This window comes from Halococcus salsus, from assembly GCF_009900715.1.
Classification (GTDB): Archaea; Halobacteriota; Halobacteria; order Halobacteriales; family Halococcaceae; genus Halococcus; species Halococcus salsus.
Genome location: NZ_JAAAJC010000004.1, coordinates 67,207 through 84,037, shown reverse-complemented (window position 1 = coordinate 84,037; position 16,831 = coordinate 67,207). Strand labels below are relative to the sequence as shown.

Below are 16,831 nucleotides of genomic sequence, written 5' to 3'. Positions count from 1 at the left end.
GGCGGACAAGGGTCTTGTGAGTCGACCGGCTACCCCGAGAGCAGCGACGGCCCGAAGATCATCACCACGAGCGCCGCGAGCATCGTGACGCTCACCGCGGTGGTCACCGCCCCCGTCAGGGCCCGCCGGCCGCCCACCGGGAGGCGCGAGACCACGGCCTCGGTGCTGGTCCGAAGGATGTGGCCGCCGTCGAGCGGGAAGGCCGGGATGCAGTTGAAGAAGCCGAGGTTGAGGTTGATCCAGGCGGTCCAGAACAGGAGGTTCGCCAGCGTGAACACCCCGTCGCCGAGGAACGAGAGCGGTCCCGTGACGGTGTAGAAGTCGATGTTCGTCCCGACGAACCCCGGGAAGTTGTAGCCGAGCTGCGGGAACGCGACGCCCGCGAGTGGCAGCGTGACGACCGGGAGGAGGCCGGCCAACAGCGACGATCCGCCGGGTCCGCCCGCATCCCCGCCGAGGATCGAGAGGAACGCGTCGGCGGGGTAGCTATCGATCCCGAAGTCGTCCATGACCAGCCCGCTCGTTCCCTGCTGGAGGTCGTTCACGCCGAGCAGACCGGCCCCGTTCTGTGGGTTCTCGCCGAGGGTGACGGTCGCCGTGGTGCGCTCGTCGCCGACGAAGGTCTCGACCCGAACGGTGTCGCCGGGCTGGGTGTCGGCGAGCATGTCGCTGAGCGCCGTGGTGTTGGTGACCCGCTCGCCGGCGAACCGGGTGATGACGACCGGCTCCCCACCCTGGTCGGTGGCGTTCGCCAGCGGTCCGTTCGGGGTTATCCGCGTCGCGTAGGCCCCCATCGGTGCGGTCGTCGTGGAGCCGTTCGTGGTCCGGAGGGTCGCCACCGTGTGATTTCTGAGCGCGCTCTCGAACCCCTGTTCGGTCGCGACGGGCGTCCCGTTGACCGCCGCGATCGTCGTCGAGTTGGACTCGTTCGTCCCGAGCCCCGTCGGGCCGCCTCGCGTCGCGGCGGTGACCACCACCGACCGCCGGACCGTAGTCGTGTTCCCGTCGTCCAGCGTGACCTCGACCGAACGGTTCGCGTCGTCGAGCGCGGCGGCGAGCTCGCTCTCGTTCGAGACGTTCTGCCCCGCCGCGCCCGTGATGACGTCGCCGCTCTCGACCCCGGCGTTCGCCGCTGGCGTGCCGGGGAGCGCGCCGCCGACCGCGACGCCGGGCGCGACCCCGATCGAGCCCACCACCGGCCCGAACAGGAGCGCGAACGCGACCGCGGTGAGCACGAAGTTGTTGGTGACGCCCGCGGCGAACATTCGGGTCTGGGGGCCGCGCTTCGCCTTCAACTGCTGTTCCTCGTTCGGTTCGACGAACGCGCCGAGGGGGATCAGGGTGAACAGCGCGAGCCCCATCGAGGTGATATCGATGTCCTCGACCCGGCAGAGCAGACCGTGCCCCCCCTCGTGGACCACCAGCCCGATGAGCAGCCCGAAGATTATCTCGGGGGCGACCGACAGGGGGAGAAACGAGTTCACGCCGGGGATCGCGAGCGCGTCCTGGGGTTGGGTGATCACGCTCGCCGAGGGCTGTTCGAAGATCTGGACCGCGCTGACGATCACGGTCGCGAACGCCCCGATCATGACCACCAGCGTGATCCCGACGCCGACGTTGGCCCACGCCCGCCAGAACCGCTTCGGCCCGGCGAGCCAGGTCAAGAACGCCTTGCCGCGCTGGGTGTGGATCGTCGTGATCGGCCCCGAGACCCGCACCGCGTTCGGCAGGAGCCCCCGCGTCGAGGCCGCCGTCGCGACGACGGTGTAGAGAAGAACTCCAGCGAGCACCCAAACCAGCGCGCTAACCATTGGCCACTCTCAGGAATCGTCGGGCATGAGGGTTTGGTTCCCGGCCTCAACTCAGCCTTCGCGCCGGAGCCGCCGGACCACGAACGCCCGGTCGAGCTCGGCGAGGAACGGCCCGAGCTTCGGTCCCTGCTCGGTGTCGAAGAAGAGTCGATAGCCCGCCGTGAACAGGTCGCCGGGCTCCATCCCGTGCCCCCGGGCGGTCTCGAAGATCTCGCCCTGGATCGTCTCGCCGTCGTGGCCCGCCTCCACGACCGCCGCGAGGTCGTCGAGCGCCGCCTCGGTGTCCGGGTCGAAGTCGGTGGCGGGGCGGTCGGCCGCGAGCCGGTAGTTGTAGGCGTTGTCGGTCCGCTCGGCCCAGGTCCGGGCGTACTCGACGCGCGCGAGCGCCGCCGCGACGTCCCCGTCCGTGGCGTCGTCCGGGATGTGGTTCTCGCGGCGCGCCATCGCCTCCCGAAGCTCGCCGTCGTCGGTCATCCCGAGCACGGCGGCGAACGTGTACGGGAGCCGGATCGGCCGCTCGTCGGCGGTCCCGGCGACCGGCGGGTACGCGGCGGTGGTTCGTTCGCCCTGCTCGTCGAAGTACTCCCGCTCGAATTCATCGAATTCGTCGACCAGCTGGTCCGCGCGCGCGACCGAGAAGTCCCGTGCCTTGCTCGGGTCCTTCGTGAAGAAGTATCGGAGGACTTCGGGTTCGAGGAACTCGAGGACGTCCTGGACCATGATGACGTGGCCCTCGGAGGAGGAGAAGGGCTCGCCGTCGAGCGTGAACCACTCGTAGGCCATGCCGAGCGGCGGTTCGTCCCCCAGCACGTTTCGGGAGATATCGACCCCGCTCGGCCACGAGCCCTCGGCGTGGTCCTTACCGAACGGCTCGAAGTCCACCCCCAGGACCTGCCACTGGGCGGGCCACTCGAAGCGCCACGGGAGTTTGCCCTCCCGGAAGGTGGCGGTGCCCTCGTGGCCACAGCCCTCGATGACCTGGCCGCCAGCCTCGATGTCACCACAGACGTACTCCACGGTACCGGAATCGAGGTCCACGCTCGTCACGGCATCCGTCTCGGTGACGTGGCCGCACTCGGCGCAGATCGGGCGGAACGGGACGTAGTCCTCGTCGACCTTGTCCTGGTAGTTCGCGAGCACGTCTCTCGCTTCTTCGCGATGTTCGAGCAGGGTTCGTGTGACCTCCTCGAACGCGCCGGACTCGTAGCGTTGGGTGTTCGAGACCATCTCGACGTCGACGCCGAGCGCCTCGGCGCTGCGCTCGATGAGGTTCGAGAAGTGTTCCCCGTACGAGTCACAGCAACCGAACGGGTCCGGGATCGCGGTGTAGGGTTTCCCGAGGTTGCGCCCGAGCGCGCCGGCGTCCACGTCGCCGAGGCCCACGATGTTCCCCTCCAGGTCGGCGAGTTTGCGGGGGAGTTTCCGGAGCGGGTCGCGGTCATCTGCAGTGAAGACTTGCTTGACTGTTCGTCCCCGTCCGCGGAGCGCCTCGGCAACGAAGTAACCACGGAGGATCTCGTTCATGTTGCCGAGATGGGGCACGCCAGACGGTGAGATGCCGCCCTTGATCACGATCGGGTCCGCTGGGTCGCGGTCGAGCAGCCGCTCGGCGACCGATTCCGCCCAGAAGTCGTGGGGCTGTGGCCCGCTCAGGATGTAGGGGTCGTCCTCAGTCATTCATCGCCCAGTAGGTGGGTTCGTCGCTGCCCTCGGGCACGATGTCGGTACCGTCATGGTCGCCCGAGGTCACAACGCGCGCGACGCGTGCGGGGTCGGTTCCGTCGAGGACGACGGTCCGAACCCCCGAGCGTTCGATGATCTTCGCCGCGAGGAGGTCGACGGGGGCCGACGCGCCGGCGGTCATCTCGATGTCCGCGATCACGTCGACGAGTTCGGTCGCCGAGAGCGCCTCGAAGCGGTGGGCGTCGTCCTCCGCCGCGGGGTCGGCGCTGTAGACGCCGGGGACGCTCGTCGCGTAGACCAGCAGGTCGGCGTTGGCGTACTCGGCGAGCGCGGCGCTCACGGCGTCGGTGGTCTGGCCGGGTGCAACCCCGCCCATGACGGCGACCTCGTCGCGCCGGAGCGCCTCGCCAGCGGTCTCGTAGTCGGTCGCGGGGCTGGTCACCGCGCGTTCGGAGAGCGCCGCGATCAGGAGCCGGGCGTTGACCCGGGTGGTGTCGATACCCAGCTGGTCGAGTTCGATCTCGTTCGCGCCGAGCGCGCGTGCGGTGTGGATGTACTCGCGGGCGATGGTGCCGCCGCCGACGACGACGCCGACGGAGTGGCCTTCGGCCACGAGGTCCTCGATGACTTCGGCGTGTGCACCGACGCGCTCCGGGTCCCGCGGCGCGAGCACGCTGCCGCCGAGGGAGAGAACGATTTTCATTGGCTCCGGTTGCTCGGACGCGCCCATAAGGATTGTCAACCCCGCCGAAGGGTACAAGCGACGGCCGACCCTCCCCTCCGCATGAAGGTCTTCGCCGTCGTCGGCCCCTCGAACGCGGGCAAGACGACGCTGGTCGAACGGCTCCTCCCCCGCCTCGACGGGCGCGTCGCCACGGTGAAACACCTCGACCACGCACCCGACATCGACACCGAGGGCAAGGACACGGCGCGCCATCGCGCGGCTGGGGCGAGCACGACCTACGGCGTGAGCGACGAGGGCTGGTTCGCCACCGGCGACCCCCGCCCCCTGTCGGCGCTCCTCGACGACCTCGCACCCGACCACGACTACGTGGTCGTCGAGGGGTTCTCGGCGCGAGACCTCCCGGCGGTGGTCCTCGGGGGCCGCGAGCACGCCGGGCCGACCATCGCGACGGCTCCCGAGGCGGACGGGGTGGACCTCGATGCGGTCTCGACGACGGTCGACGAACTCGAACCGTACGTCACGCTCGACTCGTTGGTCGAGGCGGTGAAGGCCGACCCCGATGCCGACCGTGCGGGCGCGATCGCGACGTTCACGGGGCGAGTCCGGGCGAAGGACTCGGCGGACGACACACCGACCGAAGCCCTCGAATTCGAGACCTACGAGGGCGTGGCCGACCGAACGATGGCGGCGATCGCCGAGGAGCTGGAAGCGCGCGACGGCGTCCATCGGGTGCTCCTGCACCACCGAACGGGGCTGATCGAGGCGGGCGAGGACATCGTCTTCGTGGTGGTGCTCGCCGGCCACCGACGCGAGGCCTTCCGCACGGTCGAGGACGGTATCGACCGGCTGAAAGCCGAGGTCCCGATCTTCAAGAAGGAGCGTACGACCGACGAGGAGTTCTGGGTCCACGAGCGCGCGTGAACCGCGGCGGCCCCTCGACCCGCACAGGAACGAGGCTATTTTGCCGCTAAATACCGATCTCCCCGCCCGACGAGCGCGCACTCCGCGCAGGATTCTCTCACGATAGAAATATAGATCAAATATCTGTATCGGCTCGATAAAACGTCTAACGGTTTCTCGAAGCGTCGTGAAATCACTCCACAACCGATTTTGCGACTGAAGGGACCCGAAGCGACCCGAAGCATCTGTCGGGTATAATACATGGTACGCTCTGGATGCAAGTGGACGCCACAATGAGCACGACACAGCCCTCCGGGGTCGACTCGACCACGAAAGAACAGCGACTCGAAGCGTACCTCGAACGCAACGCGGCCGACGGCGAGCTCTACTTCAAGAGCAAGTTCATCGCGGACGAGGTCGGTCTCTCGCCGAAGGAGATCGGCGCGTTGATGTGTAAGCTCACGGATTCGGCGACCACCCTCGAGATCGAGAAGTGGTCGTACACCAGCGCGACGACGTGGCGCGTCGCGCCGGCCTGAATCACCGGTCGTCCATCCGCCCGATCGCGGCCGGTCCGTCATCCCGCCGGTCGCCGTCCCCGCGGTCCACCCGCCCTCCCCACCGCGTTCCATCGTTCGATGGAGTTCCCACGACGGTCCCAAGGAGTTTCCCCCCCCACACCGGTTCCCGCTGACGTCGGCTCCGAGAGCGGGTCTGTACGTGTATACCGAACCCTCACGTAGCTTCGACAATGGACGAACGCGGTCCGCCGGCCGAGGCGTTCGCCGGGCTGTTTCGCGTCACCCAGCGCCGGGTCGACGGCGACCAGCTCCGGTACTACGGTCGGGCGCTGGTGCCCGGCGACCGCCTCGAACGTCGTCTCTGGCCGGTGTTCCGCGACCGGGGTTACGAGGTGCGGCTCACGACCGACACGTACACCGAGCGCGACCCGTTCACCGGGGTCGAGATCCCCCGGAAGCGCCAGGTTCTCGTCGCCACCCCGCACTCGACGGGACTCGACGGCGTTCCGTGGACCAACCTGCTGTTCGCGGGGCTCACGGTCGTCTCGACGCTCTACGCCGGGAGCCAGTGGTACGGCGTCGCGGTCGGCGGCCCGCTCGACATCCTGGCCGGTTGGCCGTTCGCGGCGGCGGTCCTCGGCGTGCTCGGCGTGCACGAACTCGGCCACTACGCCCTGAGCCGGTATCACGGCGTCGACGCCAGCCTCCCGTACTTCATCCCGATACCCAACGTCATCGGCACGATGGGGGCGGTGATCCGGATGCGGGGCCGGATGCCCGACCGGAAAACCCTGTTCGACATCGGGGTCGCCGGCCCGCTCGCGGGGCTCGTGGTAGCGTGTCTCGTCACCGTCGTGGGGCTCTTCCTCCCGCCGGTCGCGGACCCCGGCTTCCCCATCGAGTTCCACTATCCGGTGTTGATCCGCGGCCTCGCCGGTCTCGTCGGCCAGCCGCTCGACTACCCGGGGCGGGAGACGGTGAACCCCGTCGTGTTCGCGGGCTGGGTCGGGATGTTCGTGACCTTCCTCAACCTGATCCCGGTCGGCCAGCTCGACGGCGGCCACCTCGTGCGTGCGATGCTGGGAAAGCGCCAGGCCACCATCGGCGCGCTGGTGCCCGCCGCGCTGTTCGGCCTCGCGGCCTACCTCTACTACGTCCAGGACGCTGCGTTCAACGCGGTCTTCCTCTGGATGTTCTGGGGGGTGTTCACGATGGGCTTCGCCTACGCCGGTCCCACGACCCCGATATACGACGAGGCGCTCGACAGCAAGCGCCTCCTCCTCGGGTTCGTCACCTTCGCGCTCGGCGTGCTCTGTTTCACACCCATCCCGTTCGAGTTCATCCCGTGACCCCTCTCTTCGAGGGACGAACCGCCTCCTGACTGCGGAGTCTCGTGAATCTCGCCCGACGATGAGGGATCGCATCTCACGGCCCGTGAGAAACCGTCTTCCGATGCGTCCGGAGGCCCGGAGACCCGAAGGCCCGGAGGCCCGGAGGCTCAGTCTCACAGCGCCATGCCCACGGAACACCGTCGAGAGCCGAACAACGGACCGAACGGGGACCGACTGCCGCACCTTCTCCGCCGCACCGCCTCCGCCACGCGCCACGAGCCTCCCCAGCCGACTTCCTCGCCCGCTCACTCCGTTCGCGCGCTCGGTCGTCCCTCGCACGGGCGTTCCGCGCCGCCCGACGGGCGGCGCGCAGGCCGCGCGCCAACCGCCCCGCCACCCGCACCTATCGACCGCCTCACCACCGACTGCTCCGCTACCCGCACCCATCGGCTGCTTCACTACCTGCACCTATCGACCTCTCTCCACTGGCTCGATCGCCTGATCGGTCTCGGTCGGCGGGACTTTGAGCCGGCCGCTCGAACTACCGGTCATGGACACCCTTCGCGGGCTCCTCGCACGCGAGCGCCGGGACGACCGCCTCGCGCTCCGGGAGGACGGAACGGGCCGCGAGTACGACAGCCATCGGCTCCTCACGAACGCCTGGAAGGTGAGCAACCTCCTCCATCAATGCGGGGTTCGGGCCGGCCACACCGTCGGTCTCGTCGGTCGCACCCCCGAAGCCGTGCTCGCGTTCCTCGGTGCCGTGTCGCTCGGTGCGGTGGTCCGGTTCGACCCCTCGGACGAACGCGACCTCCGAGCGGTCGTCGCGCCGACCGACGAGACCGACCGATTCGACCTCCCGCCCGGGAGCACGCCGGTCGCCTACGGGGCCGAACCCGACGACCCCGGCACGCGCTACTTCGAGCGCGACGTCTGGAGCCAGAACCCGACGCTCGCGCCGTCGGCGGTGGCTCCCGACGACCCCGTGCTCGCGACGGCCGACGGGTCGTTCACGCACAGCGACCTGCTCGCTGGGGCCGAACGGGCCGTCGAACGCACCGACATGGACGCCGGCACGACGGTCGCGGTCCGCGCGCCGCTCGCGCTCGCGGGCACCGTCGCCGCCGGTCTCGTCGCGCCGCTCATGGCCGATGCGACCGTCGTGTTCCCCGACGCCGACACCGTCGCCGACGTCGCCGTCGCGACCGACTCAGCGCCCGAATCGACCGTCTGTGACCCGACCTCACTGCTCGGAGACCCGTCGTAGTCACGTTTCGGAACGCGTATGTGTCGGGTTTCGAACCGTCGTGTATGCCAGGCGCACGCGTCGAGGCCGGCGAGCGGATCACGCTTCGGACGATCGAACGCGACGACAGCGCGTTCGTCCAGCGTGGCCACGCCAACCCCGCGATCCGCTACCCGCTCGGGATGGTCGGCCACGAGAACGAACACCAAGTCGAGGAGGGCTTCGAGGAGTTCGTTGAGAGCGACGACCACGCCAACTTCCTCGTCTGTCTCGATAGCGAGGGGGCGGGGCCGGGCCATCCCGCGGCGGACGAGACCACCCCGATCGGCGTGGTCAACGCGACCCACGTCGACTGGGACCGCCCGATGCTGGCCTACTGGCTCGCGCCGGAGTATCACGGTGAAGGCTACGGGACGGAGGCGGTCGCGCTCGCTATCGAGAGCCTCTTTCGAACCTACGACATCCACAGCATCGCGGCCCACGCCTTCGATTACAACGCCGCCTCGCGCGGCGTGCTCGAATCGCTCGGTTTCACCTGGGAGGGTCGCGGCCGCGAGGCTCGGTTCGTCGACGGCGAGTACCGCGATACGATACAGTATGGATTGCTCCGCCGGGAGTGGCGGGCGAACCAGAAGGAGTAGGTCAGGCCTCGGCCGCTGTGCCGATCTTCATGCCGTCGAGCTTCTCGACGATCCCGTCGACCTTGCCGTCGAGGTCGTCGACGAACTCCTCGGTGTGGTCGGTGGTGATCGCGCCCTGGCTCGAGGGCTCTATCAGGGATTCCTCCTCGAGGACGCGAAGCGAGTACCGGACCTTGTGATGGGGGTAGCCCGTCTCGTTGGACATCTTCACGATACCGATCGGTTCGCTCTCGATCACCATTCGCAGGACCTGGAGGTGGCGTTCGAGCATGTCGACCTCTTTTTCGAGTCTGTCTATCATGGCACTTGTTAACTCGTGAGAGAGGGTTTTAAAGGTTCTGCCACGCCCGCCGGCAGCACCCGCCCCTCGTTCCGTTCGTTCGGATTTGGTAGCAGATGTCATATACTTTCTGGCCTGTGTCCCGAACGCGTTACGGCGACCGCACACGGACCGCCCAACGGTCGGGTTTCCACGAGCACGGTCGTCGACACACCGTAATCGGTTTATCCCGAACGGCGAACTCTCGGGCATGACAGTCACCATCGTCGGCGCACAGCTCGGCGACGAGGGCAAAGGCGGGATGGTCGACCGCTGGAGCGAGCACGTCGACGTCGTCTGTCGGTACCAGGGCGGCGACAACGCCGGCCACACCGTCGTTCACGAGGGCGAGACCTACAAACTCTCGCTCGTGCCGAGCGGCGTCGTCCGCGGCAAGACCGGCGTGCTCGGCAACGGCTGCGTCGTCAACCCCGCCACGCTATTCGAGGAGATCGACGCGCTCCGCGAGCGCGGCCTCGACCCGGACGTTCGGGTCGCCCGTCGCGCACACGTGATCTTCCCCTATCACCGCGTCCTCGACGGCATCGAGGAGACGGCGAAGGACGAAGGCGGCGAGGTCGTCGGCACCACCGGCCGCGGTATCGGGCCGACCTACGAGGACAAGGCGGGACGGCGCGGCCTTCGCGTCGGCGACCTCGTCGACTCGAACGTTCTCCGGGACAAACTGGAGTACGTCGTCCCGCAGAAACGCGCGCTCGCCGAGGAGGTCTTCGGGGCCGAGGTCGGCGACGAGTTCGACGTCAACGCCCTCTACGAGGAGTACCACGAGTACGCCGAGCGCCTCGAAACCGAGGGGATGCTCGTCCACGCCGGCGAGTTCCTCGCCGACCGCCTCGACGACGACCAGCGGGTCATGTTCGAGGGCGCACAGGGGACGCTGATCGACATCGACCACGGCAACTACCCCTACGTGACTTCCTCGAACCCCACCGCGGGTGGTGCCGCGACGGGAACGGGACTCGGCCCCTCCGTCGTCGGCGACGGCGAGGTCGTCGGGGTCGTCAAGGCCTACCTCACCCGCGTCGGGAGCGGTCCGATGCCGACCGAACTCGCCGGCGTCGAGGGCGACACACCCGGCTACGAAGGCGACGCGGACGACGACAAGGAGGAGCTCGCGAGCTACATCCGCGACGAGGGTGGCGAGTACGGTACCGTCACGGGCCGACCGCGCCGCGTCGGCTGGCTCGACATGCCGATGCTCCGGCACGCGACCCGCGCCAGCGGCTTCACCGGTCTCGCGGTCAACCACATCGACACCCTCGCGGGGCTCGACGAGGTGAAGGTCGGCCACGCCTACGACCTCGACGGCGAGGAACGGCGCACGATGCCCGCGACCACCGAGCGCTGGAGCGAGTGCGAGGCGGTCCTCCGGGAGTTCGAGGGCTGGCCGGACGCCGACTGGGAGGCGGTCGCCGAAAGCGGCTACGACGCGCTCCCCGAGAACGCGCGGACGTATCTCGACTACCTCGGCGACGAACTCGACACGCCCGTCTACGCCGTCGGCATCGGTCCCGACAGGGACCTGACGGTGGTGCGCACGAACCCGATCGAATAGACGGGGAAGCGCGGTCGGTGTCGTCGGCCCCGTGAGGACTTCTCCCCACGTTCACGACGTGATCGCTCGCGTCGATCGGCCGGTCCGTCGAGACGGCTTATCGTCACTGCCCCCCTCTCCCTCCTATGGATCCACGGATCACGCTCCTCACGCTCGGTGTATCGGACCTCGCCGGCTCCATCCGATTCTACCGGGACGGTCTCGGGTTGCCGATGCAGGACCGGGCGGACGACAGCGATGTCGCGTTCTTCTCCCTCGACGGCGCGTGGCTCTCGCTCTACCCGAAGGACCTGCTCGCCGAAGACGCAGCGGCCACGGACGACGGCGGTTTCTCCGGGGTCACCATCGCCCACAACGTATCGACGAAGGAGGCGGTCGACGCGGTTCTCGACGAGGCAGCGGCTTCGGGTGGACGTATCGTGAAACCGGCTCAGGAGACCTTCTGGGGTGGGTACTCCGGCTACTTCGCCGATCCCGACGACCACCGGTGGGAAGTGGCATATCCCCCGCTTAGTGCCGAGTAGCTCCCTCGGTCACCGACTATCGTGGAGTGCTCCCGTTCGGTCCCCAGCGACCCGTTGAGGGTGACGAACAGCGAAACGACGAGCACCACCTCGGTTCCGTTCGTCGGCCGGAGCGGTCAGTTCAGCGCTGGGTGGTTATCTCGCAGCCGTCCTCGGTGACGATGACGGTGTGTTCCTTCTGGCTCACGAGGTTCCCCTCGGCTTCCTTGAGCACGGGGTAGCTGTGGACGATGTTCTGGCGTTCGAGTCGCCGGAGCGCCATCTCGGGGCGGTCGACGTCGAGCCACCGGGCGGCGAACGGCAGCGTCCGGAACTCCTCGGTGATCTGGTCGAGCGCCGCACGCGCGTCGTTGTTCCGGACCGACCCCTCCCGGTCGAGTCCATAAATCTCGACCTTGTTGCCCTCGCCGACCTTCCCGCTGCCGTCGGTGGCGAAGGGCTCGACGGCGACCACGTCGCCGACGTCGAGGGTCACGCTCTGGCTCACCGCCCGATTCGGGATGTTCGGTGGGGTGTGCTGCTCCCAGCGCGCGAGGCCGTGCCCCGTCAGATTGACGACCGGCTTGAAGCCCGCGTCCTCGATGACCTCCTCGATCCGTGCGCCGATCGTGCCCGTCTCGACACCGGCTTCGACGAGTTCGAGCGCGGCGTCGAGCGCGCGCTCGGGCGCTTCGGCGAGGTCGGGATTGCCGGAGAGGTCCACCGTGACGGCGGTGTCGGCGAGCCAGCCGTCGATGTGGACCCCGATGTCGAGGTTGACCATCTCCTCGCCGAAGGTGGTCTCGTCGTCGGCGCTCGGCGAGGCGTGGGCGGCCTCCTCGTCGATCGAGATATTTACGGGAAACGCCGGTTCGCCACCGAGTTCGCGGATGCGTTCCTCGGTCCACTCGGCGACCTCGAGGTGGGACACCCCTACCTCGACGCGCTCGGCGGCCTCCTCACGAACCTGGGCGAGGATCGCGCCCGCTTCGCGGTGTTTCTCGTACTGCTCGGCTTCGAGGTCCACCGATTCGTCGCTCATACGCCGACTACGCCGGTTCGAGCAAAAGGTCTGGCGTTCTCAGGGTCCGGTGCTCGTCTGCATCGCGGCCGAGTTGTACGCGCTCCCCGCCCGCCCCTCGCCGTCGAGCACGATGAGCCCCGCCGTGGATCCCGTCACCTCGTCGAACTCGGCGAGCGCCCGGTCGGCAGCGGTCTGTGGACTCGCGCCGGCTTCGAGCTGCCGGACGGCCTCCCGTGTGAGCGTCACACGGACGATGTCCTCGCCCGCACCGGTCGCGCTCGCGCCGCCGGCGGGTGTGGCGAAAAAACCGCTCCCGACCTGCGGGACGTCGCCCACGCGACCCGCGAGCGCTGCCCACCGCCCGCCGGTCGAGGTCGCGGTCGCGACCCGTCCGTCGTCCACCGCGACCGCGCCGACGGTATCCGACCCGCCGTACTCCTCGCGAACCCAGTCGAGATGGGCACGGGGATCCGTCGGGGGATCGGCGTCGGCCCACCGCTCGCGGGTTCGGTCGGTGGTGAGGTCGGCGTCGATTTCGACCCCGAACTCGTCGGCGAGCCCGACGGCGTGTTCGCCCGAGACGAAGACGTGCGGGGTTTCGTCCATCACGAGACGGGCGACCGCGGCGGCGTGCTCGACGCCCGGCATCGAGCAGGCCGCCCCGACCCGCCTGTCGTGGGTCATCAGACCTGCGTCGGTTCTGACCACCCCGTCGGACTGGACCGCCCCGCCGACGCCGGCGTTGAACCGTGGGCTGGATTCGAGCACGCCGACCGCGCTCACGACCGCCGCTGCGGGGGTAGCTTCCTCGGCACCGACCGCGACGGCTTCGTCGAGGACCGCCTGCCGTCGGTCGGGTTCGTCGGGCGTCTCGCTGGCTCCACCGTGGACGATGAGCTGCACGGCTGGGGTTCACCCGGTGGACGAATAACCGTCCCGAACCGGCGCGCGAACGAGAAAGCCAGACCTTTTAGCGCGTCCGTTTGAATCTTCGGTATGTCTTATGACCGGGTCGAAGTCCCGACGAACGGTTCACAGATCGAAGCCGTAGACGACGGGTTCGATGTCCCCGACGGCCCCATCATCCCGATCATCCACGGCGACGGTATCGGCGTCGACATCGGTCCCGCAGCCCAGAAGGTCCTCGGCGCGGCCGCCGAGGCGACGGGCCGCGAGATCAACTGGATGCGTGTCTACGCCGGCGAGTCCGCACGCGAGAAGTACGACGAGAACCTGCCGGACGACACCCTCGAAGCCTTCCGCGAGTTCAACGTCGGCATCAAGGGCCCGCTGACGACCCCCGTCGGCGCGGGCTATCGCAGCCTCAACGTCGCGCTCCGCAAACGGCTCGACCTCTACGCCAACGTCCGACCGACCTACCACATCGACGGCGTCCCCTCGCCGGTCAAGGACCCCGACGCGATGGACATGGTCAACTTCCGGGAGAACACCGAGGACGTCTACGCCGGCATCGAGTGGGAGCAGGGCACCGAGGAGGTCGAGCAGGTCCGCGAGTTCGTCGAAGACGAGATGGGCTACGACAACACCATCCACGAGGGCGAGGTCGGTATCGGCATCAAGCCGATCACCGAGTTCGGGACCAAACGCCTCGTGCGCCGCGCGATCGACTACGCCCTCGAGAACGACCGCGACTCGGTGACGCTGGTCCACAAGGGCAACATCATGAAGTTCACCGAGGCGCAGTTCCGCGACTGGGGCTTCGAGGTCGCCGAGGAGGAGTACGGCGACGAGGTCATCACCGAGGACACCCTCTGGAACCAGCGCGACGGCGACGTCCCCGAGGACACCGTCGTGGTCAACGACCGGATCGCCGACGCGATGCTCCAGTGGCTCCTCCTCCGCCCCGAGGAGTACGACGTGCTCGCGATGCCGAACCTGAACGGGGACTACCTCTCGGACTCCGCCGGCGCTCAGATCGGCGGGCTCGGGATCGCCCCCGGCGCGAACCTCGGCGACGGCCGCGTGCTCGCCGAACCCGTCCACGGGAGCGCCCCGAAACACGCCGGCGAGGACGAGGCCAACCCGACCGCGATGATCCTCTCGGGTCGCCTCATGTTCCAGCAGATGGGCTGGGAGGACGCCGCCCAGAAGATCTACGACGCCGTCGAGGCCGCGATCTCGGCGAAGAAGGTCACCTACGACATCCACCGCCAGATCGACGGCGGCGAGAAACTCGCCACCAGCGAGTTCGCCGACGAGATCGTCGACAACATCTAAAGCCCCACTTTTTTCCTCGTCCCCGTTCGCTCGCTGCGCTCGCTCAGGGTTGCTCAGAAATCGGAGATTTCTGGCATCACGGAACGGCGCAGCCGTTCCGTACGACCTCGCAAAAACCTGTCTTGCTGAACGTAGTGAAGCAAGGCTCGGAAGACGCGAAGCGTCTTCCGGTGGACTAAAAAGAGCCGCTCACTCGCGCTCCGCGCTCGTTCGCGGTACAATCACCATCACCTCCACAACCGCCCCGCACAGCACCGCCGAAGCCCTCGGCCCTCACTCCGTTCGGGCCTCGCCCTTCATCCGCCAGGAGAACACCGCAACGGCACCGCGGGCCGCAACCGCACCGGCGCGGCCGCAGCCACGCCGCTGCACCGGCGGGCATCAACTCTTCTCGATCCATCACCCCGCTCACCAGTCGGGCGAGGGAATTTAGCGTCCCGACCCGGAACCCTCGGCCGAGAGCATCATGGCAGACGACCTCACCGAACCCGCCGAGTTCGACCCCGACGACGTACTGACCCTCGACGACTCCTCCTTCGCGCCCGAGAACGTCGCGCTCGTCACGGGCGGGGGCTCCGGGATCGGCCGGGCGACCGCGCTCGCGCTCGCCCACAACGGCCTCACGGCCGTCGCGACCGACGTCGACGAGGACGGCCTCGACGAGACCGCCGCGAAACACGACGAGCTGGACCTCGACGGCGCGATCCACACCGTTTCCGGTGACCTCCCCCACGACGACGATATCGAGCACGTCGTCGAGTTCGCAGCCGAACAAGGTCAGATCCGCTTTCTCGCGAACATCGCGGGGCTCCAGACCGTCGCCCCGATCGAGGAGTTCTCGATGGACGACTACGACCTGATGCAGCAGGCGATGCTCCGCGCGCCGCTCTACCTCACGAAGCTCTGCCTGCCCCACATGCGCGCGGGTGACGGGACCGGCGCGGTCGGGAATATGTGCTCGATCCACGGCCACTACGTCACCCGCGACAAGGTGGCCTACAACATGGCGAAGTTCGGGCTCCGTGGGCTCACCCAGTCCATCGCCGCCGAGGGTGACGGTGACATCCGTTCGTTCTCCTTCTCGACGGCCTACGTCAAGACCCCACTGGTGACGGACCAGATCGCCGACACCGCCGAATCCCGCGGGATATCGGAACGCGAGGTCGTCGAGGACGTGATGCTCGGCGAAGCCAGAGTGAAGGAGATGATGGAACCCGTCGAGGTGGCGAACCTCTTCGCGCTCGGCTTCTCGGGCCACGCGAAACACCTCGACGGCGGCGACCTGCTGTTCGACGGCGGCTACACTCTGACCTACGACTGATCAGTAGGTGTCGAGGTCGGTCCCGACCGAGCAGACGTACTCGCCGGTGGCGACCTGCGGGAGCCGGCGGGTACGCCAGAACACGCCCGCGGCGTCGGCGGTCGCCTCGGCCTTCACCCCGCCGAACGCGTCGGTGATCCGGAACAACCGGTCCCCGCGCTCGACCCGGTCGCCGAGGTCGACGAGGAACTCGACCAATCCGCCCGCGGACGCGCCGTACTGCTCGAAGCCGGTCGCCCGGACCTGCTCCCCGGCGCTCGCCGTCCCCTCCACGAACCCGTACTCCCGGAGGACGTTCTTCACGCCCCGGACCCCGACCTCGACGCTCTTCTCGTCGAAGCCCACGGAGCCGCCGAGTTCGGGGTCGATGGTCGGCACCCCCTCGTCAGGCCCGGCACGGGCGAGCTGACCGTCGGGCCCCTTCTGGTCGAGGACGTAGCCGCAGTCGAACGTCTTCGCGAGGTCGAGACACGCGTCGTGGAGCCGGTGGCGCGGGCCGCACCGCACCCTGGTCTCGCGGATCATCCGACTGGTCGACCCCTGGTGGAGGTCGAGCACGAGGTCGGCGCTGGTCGCGATGTCGAACGTGGTGGCGGCGATGCGTTCGGAGGAGGTCCCCCGGTTGTCGCCCGGATACGCCCGGTTGAGCTTGGTGTCGTCGATCGGGTTTCGATGTTCGGCCACCCGGAAACCGTGGACGTTGACGATTCCCACGATCAGGATCGTCCCGTCGATCGCCGCCGGGTCGAGCTGGGGGACGAGCCGTCGGATGACCCCGACGCCGTTGAGTTCGTCGCCGTCGCTCGCGGCTTGGAGATAGAGGGTCTTGCCGTCGTCGGCACCGTTGATAACACAGACGGGGAGACCGACGTCCGCACCGTCGCGACTCTCGCCGACCGACAGCCGACCGGTGTCGACCTCGCCGGGAGCGGCGCTCGCGGTTCCGAGGCTCGTCATTATTCGAACACGACATTTCGACCGACTTTAGCCGTTCGATATCGACGGCGAACCGACGCGATTTTGCCGCCGCCG

At 68.3% G+C, this 16,831-nt stretch carries 16 protein-coding genes; 9 read left to right on the top strand and 7 right to left on the bottom strand.

The genetic code is table 11. The features are described 5' to 3' along the window. Nucleotides 1-29 precede the first annotated feature (29 nt). The 3 genes from GT355_RS11885 to pyrH are packed head-to-tail and all read right to left on the bottom strand — an operon-like array spanning nt 30 to nt 4,197. Nucleotides 30-1,811, bottom strand: coding sequence for a site-2 protease family protein (locus GT355_RS11885; protein WP_160134834.1), 1,782 nt, complete (start codon nt 1,809-1,811; stop codon nt 30-32). A 51-nt stretch (nt 1,812-1,862) separates the two neighbouring features. Continuing rightward, nucleotides 1,863-3,488 (bottom strand): lysine--tRNA ligase, encoded by a 1,626-nt coding sequence (lysS, locus tag GT355_RS11880; RefSeq protein ID WP_160134833.1) that lies wholly within the window; start codon nt 3,486-3,488, stop codon nt 1,863-1,865. After that, nucleotides 3,481-4,197, bottom strand: a complete 717-nt coding sequence (gene pyrH, locus GT355_RS11875) for a UMP kinase (RefSeq protein ID WP_160134832.1) — start codon at nt 4,195-4,197, stop codon at nt 3,481-3,483. Before pyrH ends, lysS begins: the two co-directional genes overlap by 8 nt. 81 nt (nt 4,198-4,278) lie before the next feature. Here pyrH and GT355_RS11870 point away from each other — a divergent pair, with 81 nt between their 5' ends. The 5 genes from GT355_RS11870 (at nt 4,279) to GT355_RS11850 (ending at nt 8,818) form a co-directional block, all read left to right on the top strand. After that, the gene (locus GT355_RS11870) at nt 4,279-5,100 is read left to right on the top strand and encodes a molybdopterin synthase (protein WP_160134831.1); all 822 of its coding nucleotides are present in this window, start codon (nt 4,279-4,281) and stop codon (nt 5,098-5,100) included. Between the two features lie 272 nt (nt 5,101-5,372). Next, entirely contained in the window at nt 5,373-5,618 is a 246-nt protein-coding gene (locus GT355_RS11865) for a DUF7123 family protein (protein WP_007695162.1), read from the top strand. 212 nt (nt 5,619-5,830) lie between these two features. Continuing rightward, on the top strand, nt 5,831-6,949 hold the full coding sequence (locus tag GT355_RS11860; protein ID WP_160134830.1) for a site-2 protease family protein: 1,119 nt from the start codon (nt 5,831-5,833) through the stop codon (nt 6,947-6,949). A 532-nt stretch (nt 6,950-7,481) separates the two neighbouring features. Beyond that, on the top strand, nt 7,482-8,198 hold the full coding sequence (locus tag GT355_RS11855) for a class I adenylate-forming enzyme family protein (RefSeq protein ID WP_160134829.1): 717 nt from the start codon (nt 7,482-7,484) through the stop codon (nt 8,196-8,198). Nucleotides 8,199-8,242: 44 nt separating this feature from the next. Further along, nucleotides 8,243-8,818 (top strand): GNAT family N-acetyltransferase, encoded by a 576-nt coding sequence (locus tag GT355_RS11850; protein ID WP_160134828.1) that lies wholly within the window; start codon nt 8,243-8,245, stop codon nt 8,816-8,818. Nucleotide 8,819: 1 nt separating this feature from the next. On the opposite strand, the gene GT355_RS11845 is transcribed toward GT355_RS11850, so the two are convergent. After that, nucleotides 8,820-9,119, bottom strand: coding sequence for a hypothetical protein (locus GT355_RS11845; RefSeq protein ID WP_120074242.1), 300 nt, complete (start codon nt 9,117-9,119; stop codon nt 8,820-8,822). Nucleotides 9,120-9,348: 229 nt separating this feature from the next. On the opposite strand from GT355_RS11845, the gene GT355_RS11840 reads away from it, so the two are divergent. Next, complete coding sequence (locus tag GT355_RS11840; RefSeq protein ID WP_160134827.1) at nt 9,349-10,713, top strand: adenylosuccinate synthase; 1,365 nt, start codon at nt 9,349-9,351, stop codon at nt 10,711-10,713. A 125-nt stretch (nt 10,714-10,838) separates the two neighbouring features. Then, entirely contained in the window at nt 10,839-11,237 is a 399-nt protein-coding gene (locus GT355_RS11835; protein ID WP_160134826.1) for a VOC family protein, read from the top strand. 121 nt (nt 11,238-11,358) lie between these two features. Here GT355_RS11835 and map read toward each other — a convergent pair whose 3' ends face one another. Beyond that, nucleotides 11,359-12,258 carry a type II methionyl aminopeptidase gene (map, locus tag GT355_RS11830; RefSeq protein WP_120074247.1) on the bottom strand — a complete coding sequence of 300 codons (900 nt, stop codon included), beginning with the start codon at nt 12,256-12,258 and terminating at the stop codon, nt 11,359-11,361. Between the two features lie 39 nt (nt 12,259-12,297). After that, on the bottom strand, nt 12,298-13,143 hold the full coding sequence (locus GT355_RS11825; RefSeq protein ID WP_160134825.1) for an isoaspartyl peptidase/L-asparaginase: 846 nt from the start codon (nt 13,141-13,143) through the stop codon (nt 12,298-12,300). A 93-nt stretch (nt 13,144-13,236) separates the two neighbouring features. Between GT355_RS11825 and icd the strand changes: the two genes are divergently transcribed. Beyond that, nucleotides 13,237-14,478, top strand: coding sequence for an isocitrate dehydrogenase (NADP(+)) (icd, locus tag GT355_RS11820; protein WP_160134824.1), 1,242 nt, complete (start codon nt 13,237-13,239; stop codon nt 14,476-14,478). A gap of 466 nt (nt 14,479-14,944) precedes the next feature. Next, nucleotides 14,945-15,799, top strand: a complete 855-nt coding sequence (locus tag GT355_RS11815) for an SDR family NAD(P)-dependent oxidoreductase (protein ID WP_160134823.1) — start codon at nt 14,945-14,947, stop codon at nt 15,797-15,799. Here GT355_RS11815 and GT355_RS11810 read toward each other — a convergent pair whose 3' ends face one another. Then, nucleotides 15,800-16,756: a succinylglutamate desuccinylase/aspartoacylase family protein gene (locus tag GT355_RS11810; RefSeq protein ID WP_160134822.1), complete on the bottom strand. Its 957-nt coding sequence runs from the start codon at nt 16,754-16,756 to the stop codon at nt 15,800-15,802. It abuts the gene before it with no gap. Nucleotides 16,757-16,831 lie beyond the last annotated feature (75 nt).